We start from the raw sequence: 18775 nt of genomic DNA on the forward strand, positions 1-18775 counted from the left end.
TTCAAACCGGAGATCGACCGAACACGAATATTCAGGAAAACAGTTATACGGGGACAAACATGCTTATCTGCGGAATCAAGCTTACTCACGACGCGTCAGTAGCCGTGATCAGGAACGGGAAACTGCTGTTCTGCGTCGAAGTCGAAAAACTGAACAACAATAAGCGCTACAGTGAGATCGGTGACCTTTCCACGCTGGTCGAAATTCTCGACCTCTACGGACTGAAGCCGTCCGACATTGATCGCTATGTGCTGGACGGCTGGCACGGGAAAGACTCTTACTGGCGCGGTGAGTCGGTCCTCACCCAGTCCAGCGGCGGCGAGGATGTGTCACTGAAGGTAGCGTCGTACAACGAAGTCTCGATCAAGGAAGACGTCCTGGCGCGCAACTCGTTCGCGTCTGCGCTGCCGCTGGAGGGCAGGCGCTATCACTACGCCAGCTACATGCACGTCACCGGTCACCTCCTCTCCGCTTATTGCACAAGTCCATTCGCGGCCGCCGGGGAGGGCGCTTATGTGCTTGCCTGGGACGGTGGGCAGTATCCAAGGCTCTACCACGTCGATCCAGTCGAAAAACGCATCCTGAACAAGGGAAGGCTGTTCTGCCTCCTCGGCACCATCTATTCGATCATGGGCCACTACTTCGGCCCGTACAAGCGGACCGAGGAACAGCTTGCCGAGGAAAGGGAAAAACGCGATTACGAAGGCTACTTTGGCGGGTATTCGATTGCCGGCAAGCTTATGTCGTATATCGCGCTGGGTAAGGTGCGGGAGGAGTTGGTGGCGCAGCTTCCAATGATCTATGAACGGGAGTTCGAGGTCGCCAACACCTTCGAGCACCGCTTCATGCGTGCGATAAAGGCCGAGATCGCCGGCCGCGACTATTCCGATGCTGACGTGCTGCTGAGCCTGCACACCTATCTGCAGGAACTGCTTGTATCGAGCTTACGGGCAAAAATCCGGAAAGACGGCCTGCCGCCGCAGAATTTTTGCTTCACCGGCGGTTCGGCCCTGAATATCAAATGGAACAGCGCGATCCGCCAGAGCGGGATGTTTCGTGCGACCTATGTGCCGCCGTTCCCCAACGACTGCGGCAGCGCGATCGGGGCAGCCTGCGCCGAGATGATGACGGTGGACGGGCGAATGGCGCTCGACTGGTCGGTCTACAGCGGGCCCATGGTGCGCGTCGGCGAGCCCGAGCCGGGCTGGCGCCAGCGGCCCTGCGACGTTGCCGAGCTGGCGTCGCTGTTTGCGTCAAAGGGTTGCCCGGTCGTCTTCCTTAACGGCGCGGCGGAGCTGGGACCGCGCGCGCTCGGCAACCGCAGCATCCTTGCGCCGGCAACAAACCCGGAAATGAAGACCCTGCTCAACCGGATAAAGAAGCGCGAAGATTTTCGCCCGGTCGCACCCATCTGCATGGAGGAACATGCGCCTGAAATTTTCAGCCCTGGTACGCACGATCCGCACATGCTGTTCGATCATATGGTGAAGCCTGAATGGCGCAGCCGGATTCCCTCGATCTGCCATCTGGACGACACCGCGCGCCTGCAAACGGTCAATGTGCGTGAGAACGAAACGATCTACCGACTACTGAGCGAGTACCACAAGCTCACCGGGATACCGCTGCTTTGTAATACCAGTGCAAACCTGAACGGCTCAGGGTTCTTCCCTGACGTGGGCAGCGCGATGCGCTGGGGTGGCGTTGATCATGTGTACAGCGATGGCGTTCTCTATGAGAGAAGTGCCTAGCGTGAAGGATGCCGCGCCGCGGATGACGGGCCGCGGATGCACGAACCCCGTAGCGCCGGACGAATCGCGCGAGCGGGGACGACATTGTCACCATACCGGAGAAACGGATATGAGAGATAAGCTGGAACACATCGTGCTATGCATGTTCAACAGCATCGACGCGTCCGACTGGACCGCGCTCGATGCATATTTCCACCCCCACATCGAGTACCGCCGGCCCGGCTACGAGGCCATCCAAGGCCTGGAGCAGTTGCACGTCTTCTACGAGCGCACGCGCATCGTCAAGAGCGGACGCCATACAATCAACACGCTGTTGTGCGATCCGGAAGCCCCTTCGGTTTGCGTGACCGGCGCCTTCAGCGGTGTGGACAAGAGCGGCAGGGACCTCGATGTCCGCTTCTGCGATGTCTACTTGTTTCAGGACGAAAAGATCATTCGTCGCGAGACCTTTTTTAGCGTTCCTGCCGTTTAGGTGCGACGCTATCCGTTCAGGCCGCTCAGCTAAGAATAGCGGCCAAAGGCAGAGATAGCGCGCGCAGGGCTGCTATCGTGTCGGATGATCTGTCCGATGTGGATAAAGTTTGCGCGCGAACACAAGGAATTGTCGGTCGGGACCTTAGAAAGGGTGATGCTACGCTAGCTCACCGCGTGTTCGGCTTCTTCCTGATGTACGTCGTCGATAACGATTGTGGTCTTGGCGGTAAGCAGGCGCGCGTCCGCGAGTCCGGCATTCCGGGCGTCGACCAGAATTTTTTTCATTTCCTTGATCTGCTGAGCGTCTTCCGTGTACGCCAGACCGAGCAGCCATTCGTACCACGGTTCCAAACCCATCGCATAGACATAGAGACGTCTGGCGCCGAGCGCACGCAGCATGCGCATTCCACGCTCGGAGTCCGAACCGTGCTGGCGACGTGTCTGATCCTGCTGCATCGTCGGCTTGACCGGGAAGAAAGCACCGCAGCTCCAGGACATCGGCGCGCCGACGCATTCAAGACCCAGGAAGACGGTCTGTACCGGCCCGAGGATGCGTGCAAGATGCTCGTACTGACGCGGATCGAGGCAGTCTGAATCGGCGGCAAACAGCATTCTTTGCTTGCCGATTTCGATGACGAACGCAGTCTTCGAGTGCGGCAGGTCCGAATGTTCGCCGAGGAAAGGGACTGCCACGATCCTTCCACCCAATAGCGGCAGCGAATCAAGGGTATCAAGCTCCACGACGTTCCTGAAACCCAGCTTTCGGGAAAGAAGCTTGAGCGAAATGTCACCGTAGTGCAGACCGGTCGCGCGCGGGACCACCAAGCAGCCCAGCCGGTGGCGAATACGCAGCAGGGTTTCCAGTGAGAAGTGATCGTGATGATTGTGCGTGATCAGCGCGTAGTCGATATGCGTCGGTAAATCATCGTAGGACAGGCGTTTTTCCGCCTCGTCGGTCGGCGTTGGGCCGAAACAGGGATCGACGAGAATGCTCGTGCCATTCCATTCAATCAGCACGCAGGCGTGGCCAAAGTGTTGTACGCGGATATGGTCCGCGCCATGCCGGCGTGGTTCCGACGCTGGCGTTTCCGCAAACAGCGTGTGGAGCAGTGCGTCGCAGGAGGCGGTCACTCCAAGCAATTCGCGGATAGCGCCCAGTGGCTGCGGATTGGTATCCAGCGCGAACAGCGCATCCACTTTTGGATCGTCGAAGCGCACCTGCCAGTCGATTTCGCCCGTATTGGCCAACCGTGGTGTGCTGAATATGAAATCGCGCGACCTATCGTTTTTCAGGGAAAACAAGCGAAATGACTGTAGGTGCGGCTTGTAATGCCTGCTCTCGTACAGGAGCGGCTCGATGACGCGTATGCCGGGTCGCGTGAAGTAGTCGTAGACCAGTTCGACATAGCCGCGAAGTTCATCCGGCACCCGTGGATAGAATGGAGCAAGTGGCAGCCCCGTACTCGCAGCCGCGGTTAGTTGTGCCTGGAACCTGAGCGTTTCCTGCGCCATACGGATGCTGTCCGCATACTCTTTCTCCGACTGGGCGAGAAAGGCCTCGGCTTCCTTTGCCCGTTCAACCGGGATGTTGACGAAGCGCCCCGCGCGGTACTTTGGGTTCTTGCATGCCTCTACCGCCAGTTCCGGCGACTGCAGGTACTGACGCAGATTTGGCACCTGGTAGTGGTTCGCGTACAGGCTGGCGGTCAACGGGGAAATGCATTGCGAATAGGCACTCCAGCGGTTGACCAGAGGTTCGACCACCGTGCTCTTCTTCAGGCTGAATAGGGGTTCCATGCTTTCTCTCTGGCTAGGGAAACGAAGCGCCGACTGGCGCCGTGCTCAGGTGAAGCGCAAGCGGTGGTCGGCAACGACGATCTCGCGCTTGCCAAACAAGCGCTCGGCCACCACATCGCGGCCCCGGCAATGCTCGATCAGCTTGTTCGACTCGACGATCGGTGGCGACTGCTCGTTGTAGAGGATGCTGGTGATGTGGGTAAACCATGGCTCCGCACCCATTGCGTACACGAATACACCGGACGGTTTGAACTGATCCACAATCCTGCTTGCCTTTTCGAAATTGGAGCCGTTCAGCCGCCGCGATTGATCGTGCTCGCGGCGCAGCCGGCGCGTCAGCAGGTCACCGTACAGCCAGGACATCGGACCGCCGGTGCATTCCATGCCAATGAAGATGAGATCCGGATTCGGTAGCAGCCTGGAAAGACGTTCGTACATTACCGGGTCGAGGTTATTCGAATCGGCGAGGCACATTGCCCGTTGCCCGCGCAGTTCGACCTGGTATCCAAGCTTGGTCCGGATATGGAGGTCGCAATGCTCGCCGAGAAAGGGCAGGCCGGTGATAGCGCCGCCCGGGACCGGCAGTACTTCCAGATCGTCCAGTTCCACCACCGAAGTGAAGCCGGCCTTTTCGAGCACCAGTTTCAGCGAAGGGTCCTGCACGAAACCGCCGTGACACTTCGGAACGACGATCGTGCCGATCTTATGGCGCAGTTGCAGCAGGACTTCGAATAGAACGTGGTCCTGGTGGTTATGGGTGATCAGAACGTAGTCGATACGATCGGGAAGATCGGAGAAGCTGTAATAGTCGAGAGCGGCGGTTCCCTCGTAACCCACACTGGGGTCGCTCATAATCGTGGTAACGCCGTCGTCGATCAGGAGCGTCGCGTGGCCGAAATAGCGTACGCGCATGCCGTCGCCGTCGTACTGCTCATACCGGCGCGGTGGCGCCTCGTCGGTGAAATAGTCATCCAAGCGCTCGCCCCCTTCCGCCCGGCCGGAAAGCTCGGTTTTGAGCGCGTGGTATTCGTCCTCGTTCAATCCCTGTTCTCGCGACCTTGCCAGCGTATCGTAGATGCCGTCCGAAAACGCTGCGTTGATGAGCAGGCCGCCCGATGCATCGATGAGCGGCGTGGTCAGCACGAAAGGGCGTGCCTCGGAGGTGACAAGGCGCAGAAAAACCGATTGCAGCGCAGGTTTGTAAAGCGAACTGGCATACAGCAGCGATTCGAACACCCGCAATGATGGATTGTTGTTGAGGTCATAACCAAGTTCCACCGCGCCGCGCAACGGCTTCGGCATCTTCTCGTACAGGTTTTCCAGGGTACCGCCGTTGCCGTCACGGATCAGCAAATCGTTAGCCAGGACTAGCGCATCGGCGAAGGCGAGTTGTTCATGTAAATCGTCTTTCAGCTTGTCCAGAAGCGCCTCGGCCAGGCCCACATCGCCGGGGAAATCAATGAAGGTACCCCCGAGCAGGGCCGGATCCCTGGCCGACTCCCTATGAAAGTCCGGGTCCTCGATGAACGATTCGAGCAGTGGGATCATACGGTTTTTTGCGACCATCGCAAACGTGGCTGGCGATACGAGGAAGGGCCAGGCATACCACCGGCAAATGAGCGGTTCAAATGCGACGTTCTTCTTCAGGTATTTCATTCGTTCTCCTTGGTAGTCCTTGCTTCCGCGACCGCATCTGCCCCGGGCTAAAAGAATCGCTACACCAATGCATGAAGCGTGCCTTGGTCAGAATTGGGCTGGCGGAGAAGGCCGCCCGCCGACAGGCCGACATAGAGAGCGCTAACAGTCTTTTAAATGCGGCGTGCCCATGGCAAGGGTGGAGCGGTTGCAGTGCGGGAGCTAGTTACGTTTTTCGGAATTGGGTTGCAATCCGTCCGGAATTCCGCCCTAGGCGCGTAGTTACGGGATCGCTCTTTAGCCAAAAGACCTTTATTTTCTAGGTTTTTAGGTGCGATCCGGGACGTGGCACGCAATCTGCTGCAGAACGCCTTATGCGGGAAATTGGCACGCCTTTGCCGTGGACGGAACCCGGGTTACGACAGGCTAACAGGATGCCGTGATGATTTCCTAATGTCGGAGTATGAAGAGACGGGAGGGACAGACTGCAGTGGGAGCATTGGACGAGGTCATCCAGGTATGGGAGTTCGCGCTCGATCGTGAAGCCGAGACGGTTGCCCGGCTCGCGGGCTTCCTTCATGAGGATGAGCGCACGCATGCGCGACAATTCCGGTTCGAAGTGCATCGCAACCGCTACATCGTCGCGCGTGCAGTTTTGCGCATGCTGCTCGGCAATGTGCTTAATCTTCCCCCTTCACTGGTGATGTTTCGCTATACCGATAGGGGGAAACCGGAACTGGACGATGCGATGAACCGCAACTGGCAATTCAACCTATCCCATTCCGGCGCACTTGCGCTGGTCGCGCTGACGTGCGGCCGACGTATCGGAATCGACATCGAGATGGTGGAACGAAATATGCCCGATCTCGACGGCATTGCGCGCATATTCAGCGAAGACGAGCAGGCGGCGATTAAAGCCTTGCCGGCGTCCCTGCAGCCGGACGGCTTCTTTCGCTGCTGGGTTCGCAAGGAAGCGTTCGTCAAGGCACTGGGGCTCGGGATCACATGCGAGCTTAAGGATTTTTCGGTCGACATCCGACCGGGCCGAGCCCGCCTCCTGCGGGCGGAACGGTCTATGGTCGGCCAGCGTGACTGGCAATTTGCTGAGCTCGACACGATCGGGGAGGGCGCCGCTAATTATGCGGCGGCACTGGTTTACGAGGGGTCGCCGGCTCGCATTGCTTTTCACCGTGGCGTTCCGTAAGACTGTTTCGGCGGGTGTGGCGATGTGAAAAGTGGCAGCGAACCGGGTGCCTGGTATCCGGAATTCATGGAGAGTGGAGACGACGTGAGAGAGAACCCGAAAGAGAAGGCGGCTGCCGAGGCCGTCGACGATGCTGTCAACGATGTAGCCACCTGTGCCGCACGTAGGTACACCAAGATCGACCATATCGCCCTTGCGGTTCACGATCTTGAGCAGGCCGTGCATTTGTTTACCCATGTGCTCGGTTTTACCTTGGTCCGGCGACGCACCATCAAGGGAGACCGTACCGGCATGATTTCCGCAGAGTTGGAGCACAACCAGATCAAGTTTGTCCTATGCCAGGGGACGGAACCGGCGTCACAGGTCTCTAGGTTGATCGAAAACTTCGGACCCGGACTTGCCCACATCGCGCTGGCCGTCGACGACGTCGAAATGACGGCGGAAGATCTCGCGTTGCAAGGCATGTCGTTCGACACAAATGTGATCAAGGGAGCCGGCCTGCGCCAAGTTTTTTCGAGCCGTGATCACAATTCGGGCATGTGCTTCGAATTCATTGAGCGAACCGGTGAGGATGGGTTTCTTCAGGAAAATGTACAGGAACTCTTCTCGCAGCTTGAGAAGAAAGGCACCTACTAGCGACTAGTCGAACTAGGGTATTTAAACATGACCATACCTTCCGCCAGAACAGGCAACACCATCGGTTCGTCGCGGCTCAACGTGATGAATTTTCTCAACGAAGTTGCGCAGAACTATCCGTCCGCGATCTCGTTCGCGTCGGGGCGTCCGGCCGAACAATTCTTCAACCTTGAAGCCTGGATAAACCGTCTTCCCCTGTTCGTTGAGTATTTTGCAACGCAGAATGGACTTTCGCTCGAAACGGCGCGCAATCTCATCGGGCAATATGGACGCACCAACGGCATCATGTGCGATCTGATAGCACGCCAGCTTGCCCTCGACGAAGGTGTCTCGTGCAAGCCGGCCCAGATAGTCGTGACCGCGGGATGCCAGGAAGCGATGAACCTGTGCGTAACCCGCTTGTGCCGGCATCCGGACGACATCATCCTTTCACGCAGCCCGGCCTACATCGGTATTACTGGTATCGCCGATCTGAATGGAATCCCGATCGCGCCGTTCGTCGTCGACGACTCCACCCCGCCGGCCGACGCGCTGGAACAAGCGATCCGGAATGCGCGGTATGAAGGCAAACGGCCGCGCCTGCTCTATCTCGTGCCGGACTTCGATAACCCGACCGGTACTGTGCTGTCGCGCGACGCACGTCTACAGATGATTGAGGTCTGCGCGCGTAACGGCATCGTCATTCTTGAGGACAATCCCTACGGAATGTTTAGGTATAACGGCAAGTCGGTGCCGACCATGTTCTCGTTGGATACCAAGGCTTGCGTGGTCTACCTCGGCACCTACTCGAAGACAATCTGCCCCGGCCTGCGTGTAGGCTTTGCCGTCGTACCAGAAGGCGAAATGCCGGGCGGGCAGTCCGGTGCCGGTATGCTTGACGCCTTGTCCCAGGCTAAGAGCTTCGTGACGGTCAATACCAGCCAGATCGGCCAAGCCATCGCCGGCGCGATCCTGCTTTCTCAAGCGTGCAGTCTGCGCGACTTGATTGCTCCGGTGATCCAACATTACCGCACGAATCGCAATGCCATGCTCGACAGCTTGGCATTTGCATTTTCCGCACATAAAGACATGGTCTCGTGGAACCAACCGGATGGAGGTTTTTTCCTGACTCTGCGCCTGCCATTCAAGTTCGGGCGCGAGGAGGCCGAGATTTGCGCAAGCGAATACGGGGTGCTGACCATGCCGCTTTCATTTTTCGCACTGGGAGAAGACGGTCGCAATCAGGTACGCTTGGCATTCAGCAATTCGGAACCCGAGCAAATCAGAACAGGCATTGAGCGCTTAGGGAGGTTTGTGACAGCGCGCCTGCACGGCAGGCGTGAATGAGGGCTGTAAGTCGGCCGCGACAGCAAGGCGCATCATCACCCAGCTTCGTTCACGTGAGCAGAAACGATTGGCAGATCGAACGGTTACCCGGAAAACTTTATGAATCGTCCATTAAAATTATCGAACACGAATTCTGCCACAGCGGCGCGCGAGGCTATCTGGTCACGTATCATTGAAGTGATGAAAGCAGGCGATTACTATGACCGCGTGATGTCGGCCGGCTCAGAGCTTGATCGTGTTAAGCACTATCTGTCCATTCTTGAGGGAACAAGCCACGAAACCAAGGCGCTGCACCAGGACACGAGTCTACTACCGATCTTCCCCGGGCTCGACTATCGGGCCGTTTACTCCGTCAACGACTTTAGCGCACTGGCGGATGCTGCCGAGGCGCTGAAGGCTTCCTACCAAATCATTCTCGCCGAAGCCGATGGCATCGACTACCACGCCTATACCGAGGGCGGGCTCAACGGCGGGCGCTGGGACGTGTTTCCGATCTATCACATGGGCGAGCGGCTTCCCCCGGCGGAACGGGTTCCGAGGACGACCAAAATTGTCGAATCCCTTTCTCTTTCAAGCCACGTCTATCCATGGAGCGACATGATCTTCTCGTCGCACGAACCCAGGACGCATCTGTTGCCGCATTACAGCGTTGATAGCTTTCGGATTCGCTGCCACTTAGGATTGCGGGTGCCAGCCGGTTGCTGGCTGCGGGTGGCCGGGGAGACTTTGACTTGGAAAGAGAAAGAAGTGCTGTTCTTTTCGGATTCGTATCGCCACGAAACCTATAACGGCTCATCACAACAGCGGGTTGTTCTCATCGTGGACCTGTGGCACCCGGGCCTCTCGAAGGTCGAAATTGACGCTATCACCGCAGGCTTCAGGAAGCGGGAGATTCGTGAATGGTTCATCAATATCCGCGTACCTGAAGGCTGCCCGTACAGCCCGCTTCGTTCCGTACTTTTCCAACGCTTTTGGGAGAGCGACAACGACGCATTGATGCAAAAATATTGGGGAAAGGTCGAGAGTTGATGATGTCCAAGCCGCTTGATGGAGGTTCAACGCCACTCAAGTACCGGTAAAGGAAGTGTTCGTGTCGTCTGGTCCCAGCCGCACGCTGCACCTGGGAAGGCGCATCATTGTCGTCCGACATGCGCCACGATGGCAGCTTATCCTAGGCACATCCCGCGCTGGCATGGCGGTTCGTGCGATGGCGTGGCTAGGGAAAGAGCACCTAAGTGAGGTATTGCCAAAGATTCGGCAACAACTGCCTTCTGAAGATTGGGGAAAACTCACTGCCGTACGCGCGAGCTTGCCGTCCTGGATGACCAAGGCAGTAGGCGGCGCAATGAGTCATGCCTGAATCATATCTTTCTCTGCCGGCAAACGAACCTGCCGAAATATTGGCTATCGCCGCTGATCAACTGGATAGACCAGCCGACCTCCTTGACAAGGACTTCTAGGTTGTATGGACCTTGTCGACTTTATTCGACACACCTTTAGGCCAGGGATTGACTTTCAAGGGAGGGACATCTTTATCAAAAGCCTATCAGTTGATTGATCGCTTCTCTGAAGACATTCACCTGACCTATAACATTCGGCATCTTATCGGCGACCTGATTACCGTTCAGAACTCGTTGCCGTCGACCCGAAGCCAGGCAAAAAAATGCACCGATCATGTAAATGCACGCCTGCCTGAATGGATTCACGATAACGTCATTCCTATCATTGAAGCGGGTTTGCAGCGGGATGGTCTTCCAGCACGTTGTGAGCAAGGCGGGAGCAATGGGGACAAGTTGTATATCCATTACGACGCCATCTAGTTGGGCACGGGCTATGTTTCACCTTCTGTCCAGTTGGAGTTCGGCGGAAGGGCGACGGGTGAGCCTCATGAAAAGAAAACGATCATGTGCGACATGGCGTCGTTGTTTCCGCAACTGGCCTTTCCGATTGCGCATCCGCTGGTGATGACTATTGAGCGCACCTTTTGGGAGAAGGCAACAGCAGCGCACGTCTATTGCCTGCAGGAGCGCCTGCGAGGTGACCGTTACGCACGGCATTGGTACGATCTAACAGCCTATGAAAACACACCGTATCTTGATGGCGTCCTAACCGCCCATGATGTTAGAAAGATGGTTGCTGACCATAAGGCCATGTTTTTCATCGAGAAGGATAAAAATGGACAGGCCATCGATTACCATCGCGCCGTTGGAGGTCATTTAACGCTCATACTTGAGTCAAACGGACTAGCGGCTTTGGAAGCAGATTATGAAGCGATGACGGATGCTGGTATTCTGATTCGTCATGCATTGCCGTTTGAAAAAATCATTGAACGCTGTCTGCGCATCCAAAATAAGGCAAACGGTCACCCGTTGTAAGCACGGCGTATGCGATGAGTGGAAGATTCTTAGGAATTACAAACTGTTAAACCTTAGTGCACACATATCATTTTACATAATCTTAATTAGCGACCTTTGTTGCATAAATGCAAAATTGCCCGCTTTGGTAGGAAGGATCCCTCGCAAATTGCACATGAAACCGCTATCACACAGATCCTGCTTTCCTTGTTTCAATAATAGAGTTCTGGCGTTTTATCCAGCCTGACATTGCTAAATAGCGAAGCTAAATGTAAGATATATTTTACATTTATCGATTATGGAACACTCTATCAAGCCATGCAACTCGCAGAAATCGGACGTCGGATCGGCGAACGCCGTACAGCATTGCAACTGACGCAAGCGCAATTGGCGCGCCTCGCCGGCTTGTCACGTCTGACCATTAACCAGCTTGAAGCCGGAAAGCTCAAGGACCTCGGTGCTGCCAAACTAATTTCGCTGCTCCATCTGCTTGGCTTGTCACTCGATCTACAAGACGCTCGGCCGCATCGCGGCCTGCTGAAGGCATCAATCAGTGCCAGTGTAAGTTATCAGCATGAGATGACGCCGGCGCAACTTGCAGAGGTGCTTACAAGCGGCGAGCTGCCGGACGAGCTGGAAGCACCAGTAGCCACCCTGCTGGACGAAACGCCTCTATCTGTCGTCGTTCAGGCCGTGGAAGAAGCGGCTGCGACCCGTGACGTACCACCCAGGCAGATCTGGAAGCACCTGGCCGTCTGGTCACGGAACCTGCATTTATACCGCCAGGTGTGGCAATAATGGTTCCAGCCGCATTACCTGATGGCCCATGGCGGAATCTGTTCCGCAAGGCGCTGCTCTTGATGGAAGACGTCAAGCGACACGGCCACAGCAAGCCGTTCTGGACCTTCGGTGGAGGGACGGTGCTCATGTTGCGCTATGAACATCGTCTTTCCAAGGATATCGATCTTTTCGTTCCTGATCCGCAATATCTTGGATATGTCACGCCCCGCCTCTCCGATGTCGCGGCCTCTGTCACCGAGGACTATGACGAAGGAAGTCAGTACGTCAAACTGTTCCTGCCTGAGGGAGAAATTGACATCGTCGCGTCGCCAAACCTGACGGATAATCCGTATGAAGATTGGATGCTTCTGGAGCACCCGGTCAAGGTAGAGTCAGCTGCGGAAATCGTAGCCAAGAAGATGTGGCACCGTGGTGACAGGCCAACGCCTCGCGACCTTTTCGATCTCTGCTGCGTGATCGACCGCGAACCCGACGATCTACAAAAGGCAGCACCATTCCTGCTGCGTCATCGCGAGATTTTTCTTCATGAACTGACTGCAAACGCAACTCCGCTATCGCGCCGCTTTAACGACATCCGAACATTGAACTACCATCCGCACTATGACGAATGTGTAGAAAAGGCGACGAAGTTTCTCAACAACTTGGCACTGCAACGTTAATCGCGTCGTTCAGCCTCCAATCATTACGCAGCATTTCATTTTACGAACAACGGCGATCACTACGTTGGTGTTCTTTCCTGCGGATTGGCAAAAAGGATCAGAATAACGGTTATGTAAAATCAAGTCCCACTGTCTCATCCTAGTACGCTAGTCACGGATATTTTTACCTTACTAACTGAGAGGAGCATCCAGCTCGCGCAATATGGCGTCCTGAAAACAAGCTAAGCAGATCTGCAAAAGTTTTTTGGATAAACCGCGCTCGTAGTCTTCAATAAAATCGAAGATACATCATGAGTAAGGTCGATCTAATGGAAATGCAACCTCGAGCACTTCGGGCGCGATTGCGGTACAGCGGCGACGGACGACTGCGCCCGCACTTGCTCACAATTGTAGTGTCTGACTGTGGAATGTTCATGAACGAGATTTACTCGGTGTAAGTGACGGACGAGGTTGTTTAGGCGGCTCGCGCGATTGGGCGATACGTCAGCCTCTCGGGTCCACGGGGTTTTAGTACCTCAAGTAAGCGCATTGCATACCGTACATTACCTATATGCCATTCACGATGCTGGGTGTCTCTTTGCGCCTTCTCTTGTTCTGTACGGAGATCGCGTCTCAATGCTTCGAGCAGCGCTTCCATCTCATGCTCGAAAATAAACGGTACGTTCGGCATATTACCTCCTGCATCAATGAATATTTTTCAGATATAAGTGCAATCAACCATTAAGTAGGTACGGGTTCGCATTGTCATTCCTTGCGTCCTCACCCGCAACGGCTGAAACTCGCCTCCTGCTGAAGACCACAAGCGCGGCTTATTTCAAAAAACTTTTGCGGACCTGCTTAGATCAGAAACCTCAACGGTACGCTTAGATCGATCGTCGTAGAGATTCGTCGATAGTAAGCAATCGCCCTTAGTCACTTTGCTCTTTCGTCTCTTTCACCGTCCCAGCCCCCTCTTGAGCTTCATAATCTTCTCGTCCATATTGGTAATCTGCCGCTCCGATAATGTTTGCGTCGCCGCGCAAGACCTCTCCTGCTCAGGTCCATTATCCGTGGCTTTTCCCAGACTCATATACGCCTCGATCTTACGGTAATGGAGACCACGATCCTGTAGATCTACATTAGCTGCATCAAGCAAGGAGAAGAACTTTCGATCGAGCTTTTCCGCAAGCGCTGTGTAGGTAGGCGAATATCTAGCCCCACAAACCTGTAATTCCGCTTCGAGTTGCTGGGCACGGGCTGCATAGTCGTCTACATCTTTGTGTGTTAATCCTTTTGCCGGAGCACGGCAGCCCAGATGGGTCATGATGTTGAGTGCGCACGCACTGATCGCTGCCTCCGCTTCTTGCTGAGGCAGGGCGCGCGCCTTCATGGACTTCGTGACCGAACAGTTCCGCGAGCAGAAACTGGCGCAGCGCTTCCTGGCCACGTGATCAGTGCGGTTGCGGCGGGGCTTCACAAATCGCGATCGCCTCGGACTGCTTCCTTGCCGGCAGGAACATCGCGCCATGGTACTTACGGAACCAGCACAGCCAGCCCGGCAAGCCGACGTTGCGCAATGTCCTCATGCGCTCGTGCCACATCGGCAAGCGGGTAGCGGACCATCTCGAGGTCGCCAAACACTCCACTGCGCAGCGTCGCCCACAGCTCCCCGGTGGCCATGTTCAGAGTATCCGCGTCACGCACGTAGGCCGGTGTCGCCGGTTGCACGTAGCGGATCCGCCGCGCGGCGAGCGCGTCGTGATTGACCTTTGCCGCCCCGGAGGCATTGCCGACATGGACCAGCGTGCCGCCTTCGCGCAACAGCCCGGCCGACTGGGCAAACGTGGCTCGGCCGACGAATTCGTAGACGACGTCGACGTTGCCGCGGCCGGCAATGGCGCGAACGTGCCCCGCCAGATCGCCATCGCCGGGCACCACGACGTGCCGCAGCCCGAGTTCGCGCGCACGCGCTGCACCCGCAGCCGAAACTGCGGCAATCACCGTCGCGCCGTCGCGCTGCGCCCAACGCGCCAGCAGCGAACCGACGCTGCCGGTCGCGCCGGTCACGTACGCCACTTCCCCTGGCTGTAGCACGTGGGCGCGGCGGATCGCCATCCACGCCGTCAGCCCCTTTGCCAGCAGCGTTGCCGCCTGCAGCGTGCCAATATCCTCCGGCAGGCGGACGAGCGCCGCCGCCGGCACGTCGCGGATCTCCTCGTAGGCGCCCGGCGCGTAGAAGTACGCAACACGGTCACCGGGAATGAAGTCCGCCACGCCTGGGCCCACTGCATCGACAATGCCGGCGCCTTCGACGCCAGGCGTGAACGGCAGCGGCACTGCGAATGTGCCGTCACGGAACATGGTATCGACGAAGTTTAGGCCGATCGCCTTTTGCCGGAGACGTACCTCACCGGGAGCTGGGCCGGCCGCAACCTCCGGCGTTTCTTCGTAGCGCAGCACGTCGGGTGAGCCCTGTTCATAGATGCGGACGCGATGATGCATGGCGTTCTCCTTGAAGGTCAATGAATGGATCGACTGCGTTGGGGCGCTTTCTCCACCTGCGCGGCCGGTACGGCCGCGGCAGCAGATGCTGGATCGCGTAATAGAAAGGCTAGCAGCGCCGCGAGCACGACTCCCGCGGTGGCACCGAGCGCAGCGAGGCTGGCGCCGGCCTGAACTACATGGGGGCTGTCGAGGTTTCCGGCGAGCGCGACGAGCAGTGCCAGGCCGATCGCACCGCCAACCTGGAACGTGGTCGACGCCACGGCAGAGGCGACGCCCTGCTCCTGTACCGGCACGCCAGCGCCGACGGCGATCCAGATCGGCCCCCAAGCAATGCCCTGTCCTATCGCGGCTACGACGAGGCCGGGTAGCAACGCGGCGTAGCCCCCGCCCGCGCCGATGCCGCCCGCTAGTGCCGCAGTGCCCACCGCGCCCAGCGCGAAACCGAACACGATCGTGAGACGCATGCCGTAGCGCCGCGTGACGCGTGCGCTCATCTGGGTCCCGGCCGCCTGCGCCAAGCATGGTGCCAGAAATGCCAGGCCGGTGTACATCGGGGTGTAGCCAAAGGCGTGCTGGAACAGCAGCGTCTCGAAATACGGCAGCGCCATGAACGTGCCCATGAAGATTGCGGTGAGCGCGCTCGCGATGCGCAGGTTGCGGCTCGCAAGCAGTCGCATCGGCATCAGCGGTGAGCTGCCGCGCTGCTCGATCCAGCCGAACGCGGCGAATGCCAGCACGGCAAGGGCGGCGGCGGACGCAACCGATGGCGCCGTCCAGCCCAAGCTACCGCCCTCGACTAGTGCGGCAACCAGCAGCGTAGCGCCGAGCGTCACGGCGGCGGCGCCTGCCGCGTCAAAGGTGCGGTGATCGGTCCGTGGTAAGTCACGGGGCATCGTCATCAGTGCGCCCAGCGCCGTCAGGAGAGTAAGCGGGACGTTAACGAGGAACACCGACTCCCATCCGAACAGCGCGACCAGCACGCCGCCCAGAAGTGATCCGAGCGCCAGCCCGCTCGAGCCGAACAGGCTCCAGATCGCGAGCGCCCTGACTCGCGGCTGGCCCTCGGTGAACAGTGCGTTGATCAGTGCCAGCGTGGATGGAAAGATGAAGGCCGCACCAATGCCTTGCAGTGCGCGCGCCAGCACTATCGTTAGCGGCTGCGCTGCCAGGCCGCCGAGCAGCGAGGCGAGGCCGAACAGTGCGAGCGCCAGCATGAAGACGCGGCGGCGTCCAAGCAGGTCGGAGGCTCGGCCGCCCAGCAGCAAGAAGCCGCCGAACGCCACCGTATAGCCGTGGATGACCCACTGTAAGCTATGCCCGGAAAAGCCGAGCGCACCGCCGAGTTCCGGCAGCGCGATGTAGACGATCGTGAAATCGATCGCGAGGATCAGGTGGGCGAAGGCCAGCAAAAACAAGCTCCAGCGCTGGCTCGCTGCGTTCGGGGTAGTGGCGGCGTGAGGCATCATATTCGGTGTTTTTGTAAGAAAAAGGAAGGGCCTGCCGTGGCCGGCCCACGAGAACATCAGGTCAGTTGGCCGCCATCGACGGTGATGGCGCTGCCGGTGACGTAGCCCGCATCCGGTCCGACTAGGAACGCGACCGCGCCGGCGATATCCTCCGGCTGGCCGTAGCGGCCCAGTGCGGCCATCTGCGCCAGCATCGGCGCGTGGTCGGCCGTCTGCGGGTTCATCTCCGTATTGATGGCGCCTGGATGCACGACATTGACGGTGATGTTGCGTGCACCAAGGTCGCGCGCCCAGGCGCGGCTGTAAGCGGTCACCGCAGCCTTGGTGGCCACGTAATCGCCAATGCCGGGGAACGGTGCGCGGAGCGCGCCGGTGGTGCCGATCGAAACGATGCGCCCGCCGTCCGCCAACAGCGGTGCCGCAGCACGCACAGCCGCAACGACGCCGTCGACATTGACCTTGTATTGCCACTCGAACGCGGAGATGTCCGCCTGAACATCATCGACCGGGCCTGTGACGTAAACGCCGGCGCTGTTGACGAGGATGTCGAGTCGGCCGAAGTGTTCGTGCACACGGCGCACCAACGACGCAACCTGCTGCGCATCACCCTGGTTGGCTTGCACCGCCAGCGCCCGCACGCCCGTCCCTTCGATGTCCGCGACCACCGCGCGGGCACGGTCTTCTGCATTTGCATAACTGAACGCCACATCCGCACCCTGCGCGGCGAGACGGCGGACGATGGCGGCGCCAATGCCGCGTGATCCGCCGGTGACGAGGGCAACCTTGCCTTTGAGTACCTGGTTCATGTTTGAGCTCCAATAAGAGGCCATCCGGCAGGAATTGCCTGATTTCGGCCTGCGATGGACCCAATATATTAGGTACTCGGGTTATGATAAAGATTGAAAATCGGGCAGCACTGTTCCTATTTGATGGATAATTTACGGTTTCTGTTCTGGATAGAGGTGGATATGGATTACTATCTAGCCGTGCGCGCATTCGTCGGTGTGGCTGATACCGGCAGCTTCGTACGCACTGCGGCCGCACTCGATTTGCCGCGTAACACGCTGACCAAGCTGGTGCAAAGCCTCGAGGCGCATTTGGGTATGCGCCTGTTCCACCGTACTACACGTCGAGTCACGCTGACGAACGACGGTGCCGCGTACTACGCGCGCATCGCGCGCGTGCTAGACGAATGGCAGGATGCCGAATCCGAGCTGTCCGCAGCGCACGGTGCGCCACGTGGCAGGCTGCGAGTAGACATGGGTACGACGATGGCCGCGCTGCTGGTGATTCCAGCGCTGCCCGATTTCCAAGCCAGATACCCGGGCTTGCAGCTCGACATCGGCGTCAGCGATCGTTCCGTCGACCTGGTGCACGATCGCGTCGACTGCGTCGTGCGTGGCGGAGAGATCACCGACCCTTCGCTGATTGCGCGGCGCATCGGCACCCTGCAATACGTGTTGTGCGCGACGCCGGACTACCTAACCCGGCACGGCACGCCGCAACACCCTGTCGACCTGGATAACGGGCATTTACTGGTGCGCTACTTTTTCGCTGGCTCCGGACGAAAGGCACCAATCGAATTGGCACGCCGTGACGAGAAGGTTGTTGTGAAGGGACAGCATTTTCTCGCAGTGAACGATTCCAATGCCTACCTTGCCGCCGGCCTCGCCGGACTAGGCATCGTGCATACGCTGACGTTCATGGCACAACCGCACATCGATGCCGGCCGTTTGGTGCCGATCCTTCCGGACTGGTCGACGCCGCCACATCCGATGAGCATTGTCTACCTGCCAAACCGCCACCTCAGCGCGCGAGTACGCGTCTTCGTCGACTGGGTGGCGGAACTGTTTGCTAAGCTGGGTAAAAACGTAGAAAAGATTCGACCGTAAAAATCTAGAACTGATTTCATAAATACCTTCGGAGCAGAATCATGGCGAGCGCAAGATGAACAAAGGCAGTGTAATGTTCGATGCAGCGGTCCCATCGGGTAAGCACGCGCTTGAACTTGTTGAGCCATGCGAAGGTGCGTTCGATTTTCCAGCGTCTGGTGTAACGCCGCAACGCTCGCCCGTCCTGCGTCGCTGCTTTCTTCCGGTTTCGCTTATGTGGCGCAATCAGTTCAATACCGCGCTGTGCCAGCCTTTGATCGAGCGGATCACTGTCGTAGGCGCGATCCCCAATAAGTCGT

The 18775-nt window shown here is 57.9% G+C and carries 16 protein-coding genes and 2 pseudogenes; 11 read left to right on the plus strand and 7 right to left on the minus strand.

Annotated elements, in window-relative coordinates:
• Positions 1–59 precede the first annotated feature (59 nt).
• Together ACFQUU_RS25870 and ACFQUU_RS25875 are read left to right on the plus strand one after the other, a co-directional pair.
• Entirely contained in the window at positions 60–1748 is a 1689-nt protein-coding gene (locus ACFQUU_RS25870) for a carbamoyltransferase N-terminal domain-containing protein (protein WP_382251017.1), read from the plus strand.
• Between the two features lie 109 nt (positions 1749–1857).
• Positions 1858–2220 carry a nuclear transport factor 2 family protein gene (locus ACFQUU_RS25875; RefSeq protein ID WP_382251018.1) on the plus strand — a complete coding sequence of 121 codons (363 nt, stop codon included), beginning with the start codon at positions 1858–1860 and terminating at the stop codon, positions 2218–2220.
• Positions 2221–2384: 164 nt separating this feature from the next.
• Here ACFQUU_RS25875 and ACFQUU_RS25880 read toward each other — a convergent pair whose 3' ends face one another.
• Together ACFQUU_RS25880 and ACFQUU_RS25885 are read right to left on the minus strand one after the other, a co-directional pair.
• On the minus strand, positions 2385–4019 hold the full coding sequence (locus tag ACFQUU_RS25880) for an MBL fold metallo-hydrolase (protein WP_382251020.1): 1635 nt from the start codon (positions 4017–4019) through the stop codon (positions 2385–2387).
• Positions 4020–4064: 45 nt separating this feature from the next.
• Entirely contained in the window at positions 4065–5675 is a 1611-nt protein-coding gene (locus ACFQUU_RS25885) for an MBL fold metallo-hydrolase (RefSeq protein WP_382251021.1), read from the minus strand.
• A gap of 442 nt (positions 5676–6117) precedes the next feature.
• Here ACFQUU_RS25885 and ACFQUU_RS25890 point away from each other — a divergent pair, with 442 nt between their 5' ends.
• From ACFQUU_RS25890 to ACFQUU_RS25925, 8 genes and pseudogenes are all read left to right on the plus strand, one after another.
• Positions 6118–6858 carry a 4'-phosphopantetheinyl transferase family protein gene (locus tag ACFQUU_RS25890; protein ID WP_382251022.1) on the plus strand — a complete coding sequence of 247 codons (741 nt, stop codon included), beginning with the start codon at positions 6118–6120 and terminating at the stop codon, positions 6856–6858.
• Positions 6859–6882: 24 nt separating this feature from the next.
• On the plus strand, positions 6883–7494 hold the full coding sequence (locus ACFQUU_RS25895; protein ID WP_382251023.1) for a VOC family protein: 612 nt from the start codon (positions 6883–6885) through the stop codon (positions 7492–7494).
• Between the two features lie 27 nt (positions 7495–7521).
• On the plus strand, positions 7522–8820 hold the full coding sequence (locus ACFQUU_RS25900; RefSeq protein ID WP_382251025.1) for a PLP-dependent aminotransferase family protein: 1299 nt from the start codon (positions 7522–7524) through the stop codon (positions 8818–8820).
• Positions 8821–8919: 99 nt separating this feature from the next.
• On the plus strand, positions 8920–9849 hold the full coding sequence (locus ACFQUU_RS25905) for an aspartyl/asparaginyl beta-hydroxylase domain-containing protein (RefSeq protein WP_382251027.1): 930 nt from the start codon (positions 8920–8922) through the stop codon (positions 9847–9849).
• Positions 9850–9892: 43 nt separating this feature from the next.
• Positions 9893–10180: pseudogene (locus ACFQUU_RS25910) on the plus strand (hypothetical protein); the annotation flags it as partial.
• A 112-nt stretch (positions 10181–10292) separates the two neighbouring features.
• A pseudogene (locus ACFQUU_RS25915) lies at positions 10293–11195 on the plus strand (nucleotidyl transferase AbiEii/AbiGii toxin family protein).
• Between the two features lie 297 nt (positions 11196–11492).
• Positions 11493–11972 carry a helix-turn-helix transcriptional regulator gene (locus tag ACFQUU_RS25920; RefSeq protein WP_382251028.1) on the plus strand — a complete coding sequence of 160 codons (480 nt, stop codon included), beginning with the start codon at positions 11493–11495 and terminating at the stop codon, positions 11970–11972.
• Positions 11972–12634, plus strand: coding sequence for a nucleotidyl transferase AbiEii/AbiGii toxin family protein (locus ACFQUU_RS25925; RefSeq protein ID WP_382251029.1), 663 nt, complete (start codon positions 11972–11974; stop codon positions 12632–12634). The genes ACFQUU_RS25920 and ACFQUU_RS25925 overlap by 1 nt, the downstream gene beginning before the upstream one ends.
• A gap of 934 nt (positions 12635–13568) precedes the next feature.
• On the opposite strand, the gene ACFQUU_RS25930 is transcribed toward ACFQUU_RS25925, so the two are convergent.
• From ACFQUU_RS25930 to ACFQUU_RS25945, 4 genes are all read right to left on the minus strand, one after another.
• On the minus strand, positions 13569–14003 hold the full coding sequence (locus ACFQUU_RS25930) for a hypothetical protein (protein ID WP_382251030.1): 435 nt from the start codon (positions 14001–14003) through the stop codon (positions 13569–13571).
• A gap of 143 nt (positions 14004–14146) precedes the next feature.
• A complete protein-coding gene (locus ACFQUU_RS25935; RefSeq protein WP_382251031.1) occupies positions 14147–15115 on the minus strand; it encodes a zinc-binding dehydrogenase in 969 nt (322 codons plus the stop codon).
• A gap of 17 nt (positions 15116–15132) precedes the next feature.
• The gene (locus ACFQUU_RS25940) at positions 15133–16533 is read right to left on the minus strand and encodes an MFS transporter (RefSeq protein WP_382251032.1); all 1401 of its coding nucleotides are present in this window, start codon (positions 16531–16533) and stop codon (positions 15133–15135) included.
• Between the two features lie 107 nt (positions 16534–16640).
• Complete coding sequence (locus ACFQUU_RS25945; RefSeq protein WP_382251033.1) at positions 16641–17390, minus strand: SDR family NAD(P)-dependent oxidoreductase; 750 nt, start codon at positions 17388–17390, stop codon at positions 16641–16643.
• Positions 17391–17552: 162 nt separating this feature from the next.
• Between ACFQUU_RS25945 and ACFQUU_RS25950 the strand changes: the two genes are divergently transcribed.
• Complete coding sequence (locus ACFQUU_RS25950) at positions 17553–18476, plus strand: LysR substrate-binding domain-containing protein (protein ID WP_382251034.1); 924 nt, start codon at positions 17553–17555, stop codon at positions 18474–18476.
• Between the two features lie 16 nt (positions 18477–18492).
• On the opposite strand, the gene ACFQUU_RS25955 is transcribed toward ACFQUU_RS25950, so the two are convergent.
• Positions 18493–18775 (minus strand): transposase (locus ACFQUU_RS25955; protein WP_382250501.1); only part of this gene is annotated, 283 nt, incomplete at its 5' end.

Origin of the sequence: Herbaspirillum sp. GCM10030257, assembly GCF_042666555.1 — a bacterium.
GTDB lineage: Bacteria > Pseudomonadota > Gammaproteobacteria > Burkholderiales > Burkholderiaceae_D > Noviherbaspirillum.

Bases quoted from the DNA above. Each gene is read 5' to 3' on its own strand.
- ACFQUU_RS25870 (WP_382251017.1), top strand. From the start codon at position 60: ATGCTTATCTGCGGAATCAAGCTTACTCACGACGCGTCAGTAGCCGTG.
- ACFQUU_RS25875 (WP_382251018.1), top strand. From the start codon at position 1,858: ATGAGAGATAAGCTGGAACACATCGTGCTATGCATGTTCAACAGCATC.
- ACFQUU_RS25880 (WP_382251020.1), bottom strand. From the start codon at position 4,019: ATGGAACCCCTATTCAGCCTGAAGAAGAGCACGGTGGTCGAACCTCTG.
- ACFQUU_RS25885 (WP_382251021.1), bottom strand. From the start codon at position 5,675: ATGAAATACCTGAAGAAGAACGTCGCATTTGAACCGCTCATTTGCCGG.
- ACFQUU_RS25890 (WP_382251022.1), top strand. From the start codon at position 6,118: ATGAAGAGACGGGAGGGACAGACTGCAGTGGGAGCATTGGACGAGGTC.
- ACFQUU_RS25900 (WP_382251025.1), top strand. From the start codon at position 7,522: ATGACCATACCTTCCGCCAGAACAGGCAACACCATCGGTTCGTCGCGG.
- ACFQUU_RS25905 (WP_382251027.1), top strand. From the start codon at position 8,920: ATGAATCGTCCATTAAAATTATCGAACACGAATTCTGCCACAGCGGCG.
- ACFQUU_RS25920 (WP_382251028.1), top strand. From the start codon at position 11,493: ATGCAACTCGCAGAAATCGGACGTCGGATCGGCGAACGCCGTACAGCA.
- ACFQUU_RS25925 (WP_382251029.1), top strand. From the start codon at position 11,972: ATGGTTCCAGCCGCATTACCTGATGGCCCATGGCGGAATCTGTTCCGC.
- ACFQUU_RS25930 (WP_382251030.1), bottom strand. From the start codon at position 14,003: ATGAAGGCGCGCGCCCTGCCTCAGCAAGAAGCGGAGGCAGCGATCAGT.
- ACFQUU_RS25935 (WP_382251031.1), bottom strand. From the start codon at position 15,115: ATGCATCATCGCGTCCGCATCTATGAACAGGGCTCACCCGACGTGCTG.
- ACFQUU_RS25945 (WP_382251033.1), bottom strand. From the start codon at position 17,390: ATGAACCAGGTACTCAAAGGCAAGGTTGCCCTCGTCACCGGCGGATCA.
- ACFQUU_RS25950 (WP_382251034.1), top strand. From the start codon at position 17,553: ATGGATTACTATCTAGCCGTGCGCGCATTCGTCGGTGTGGCTGATACC.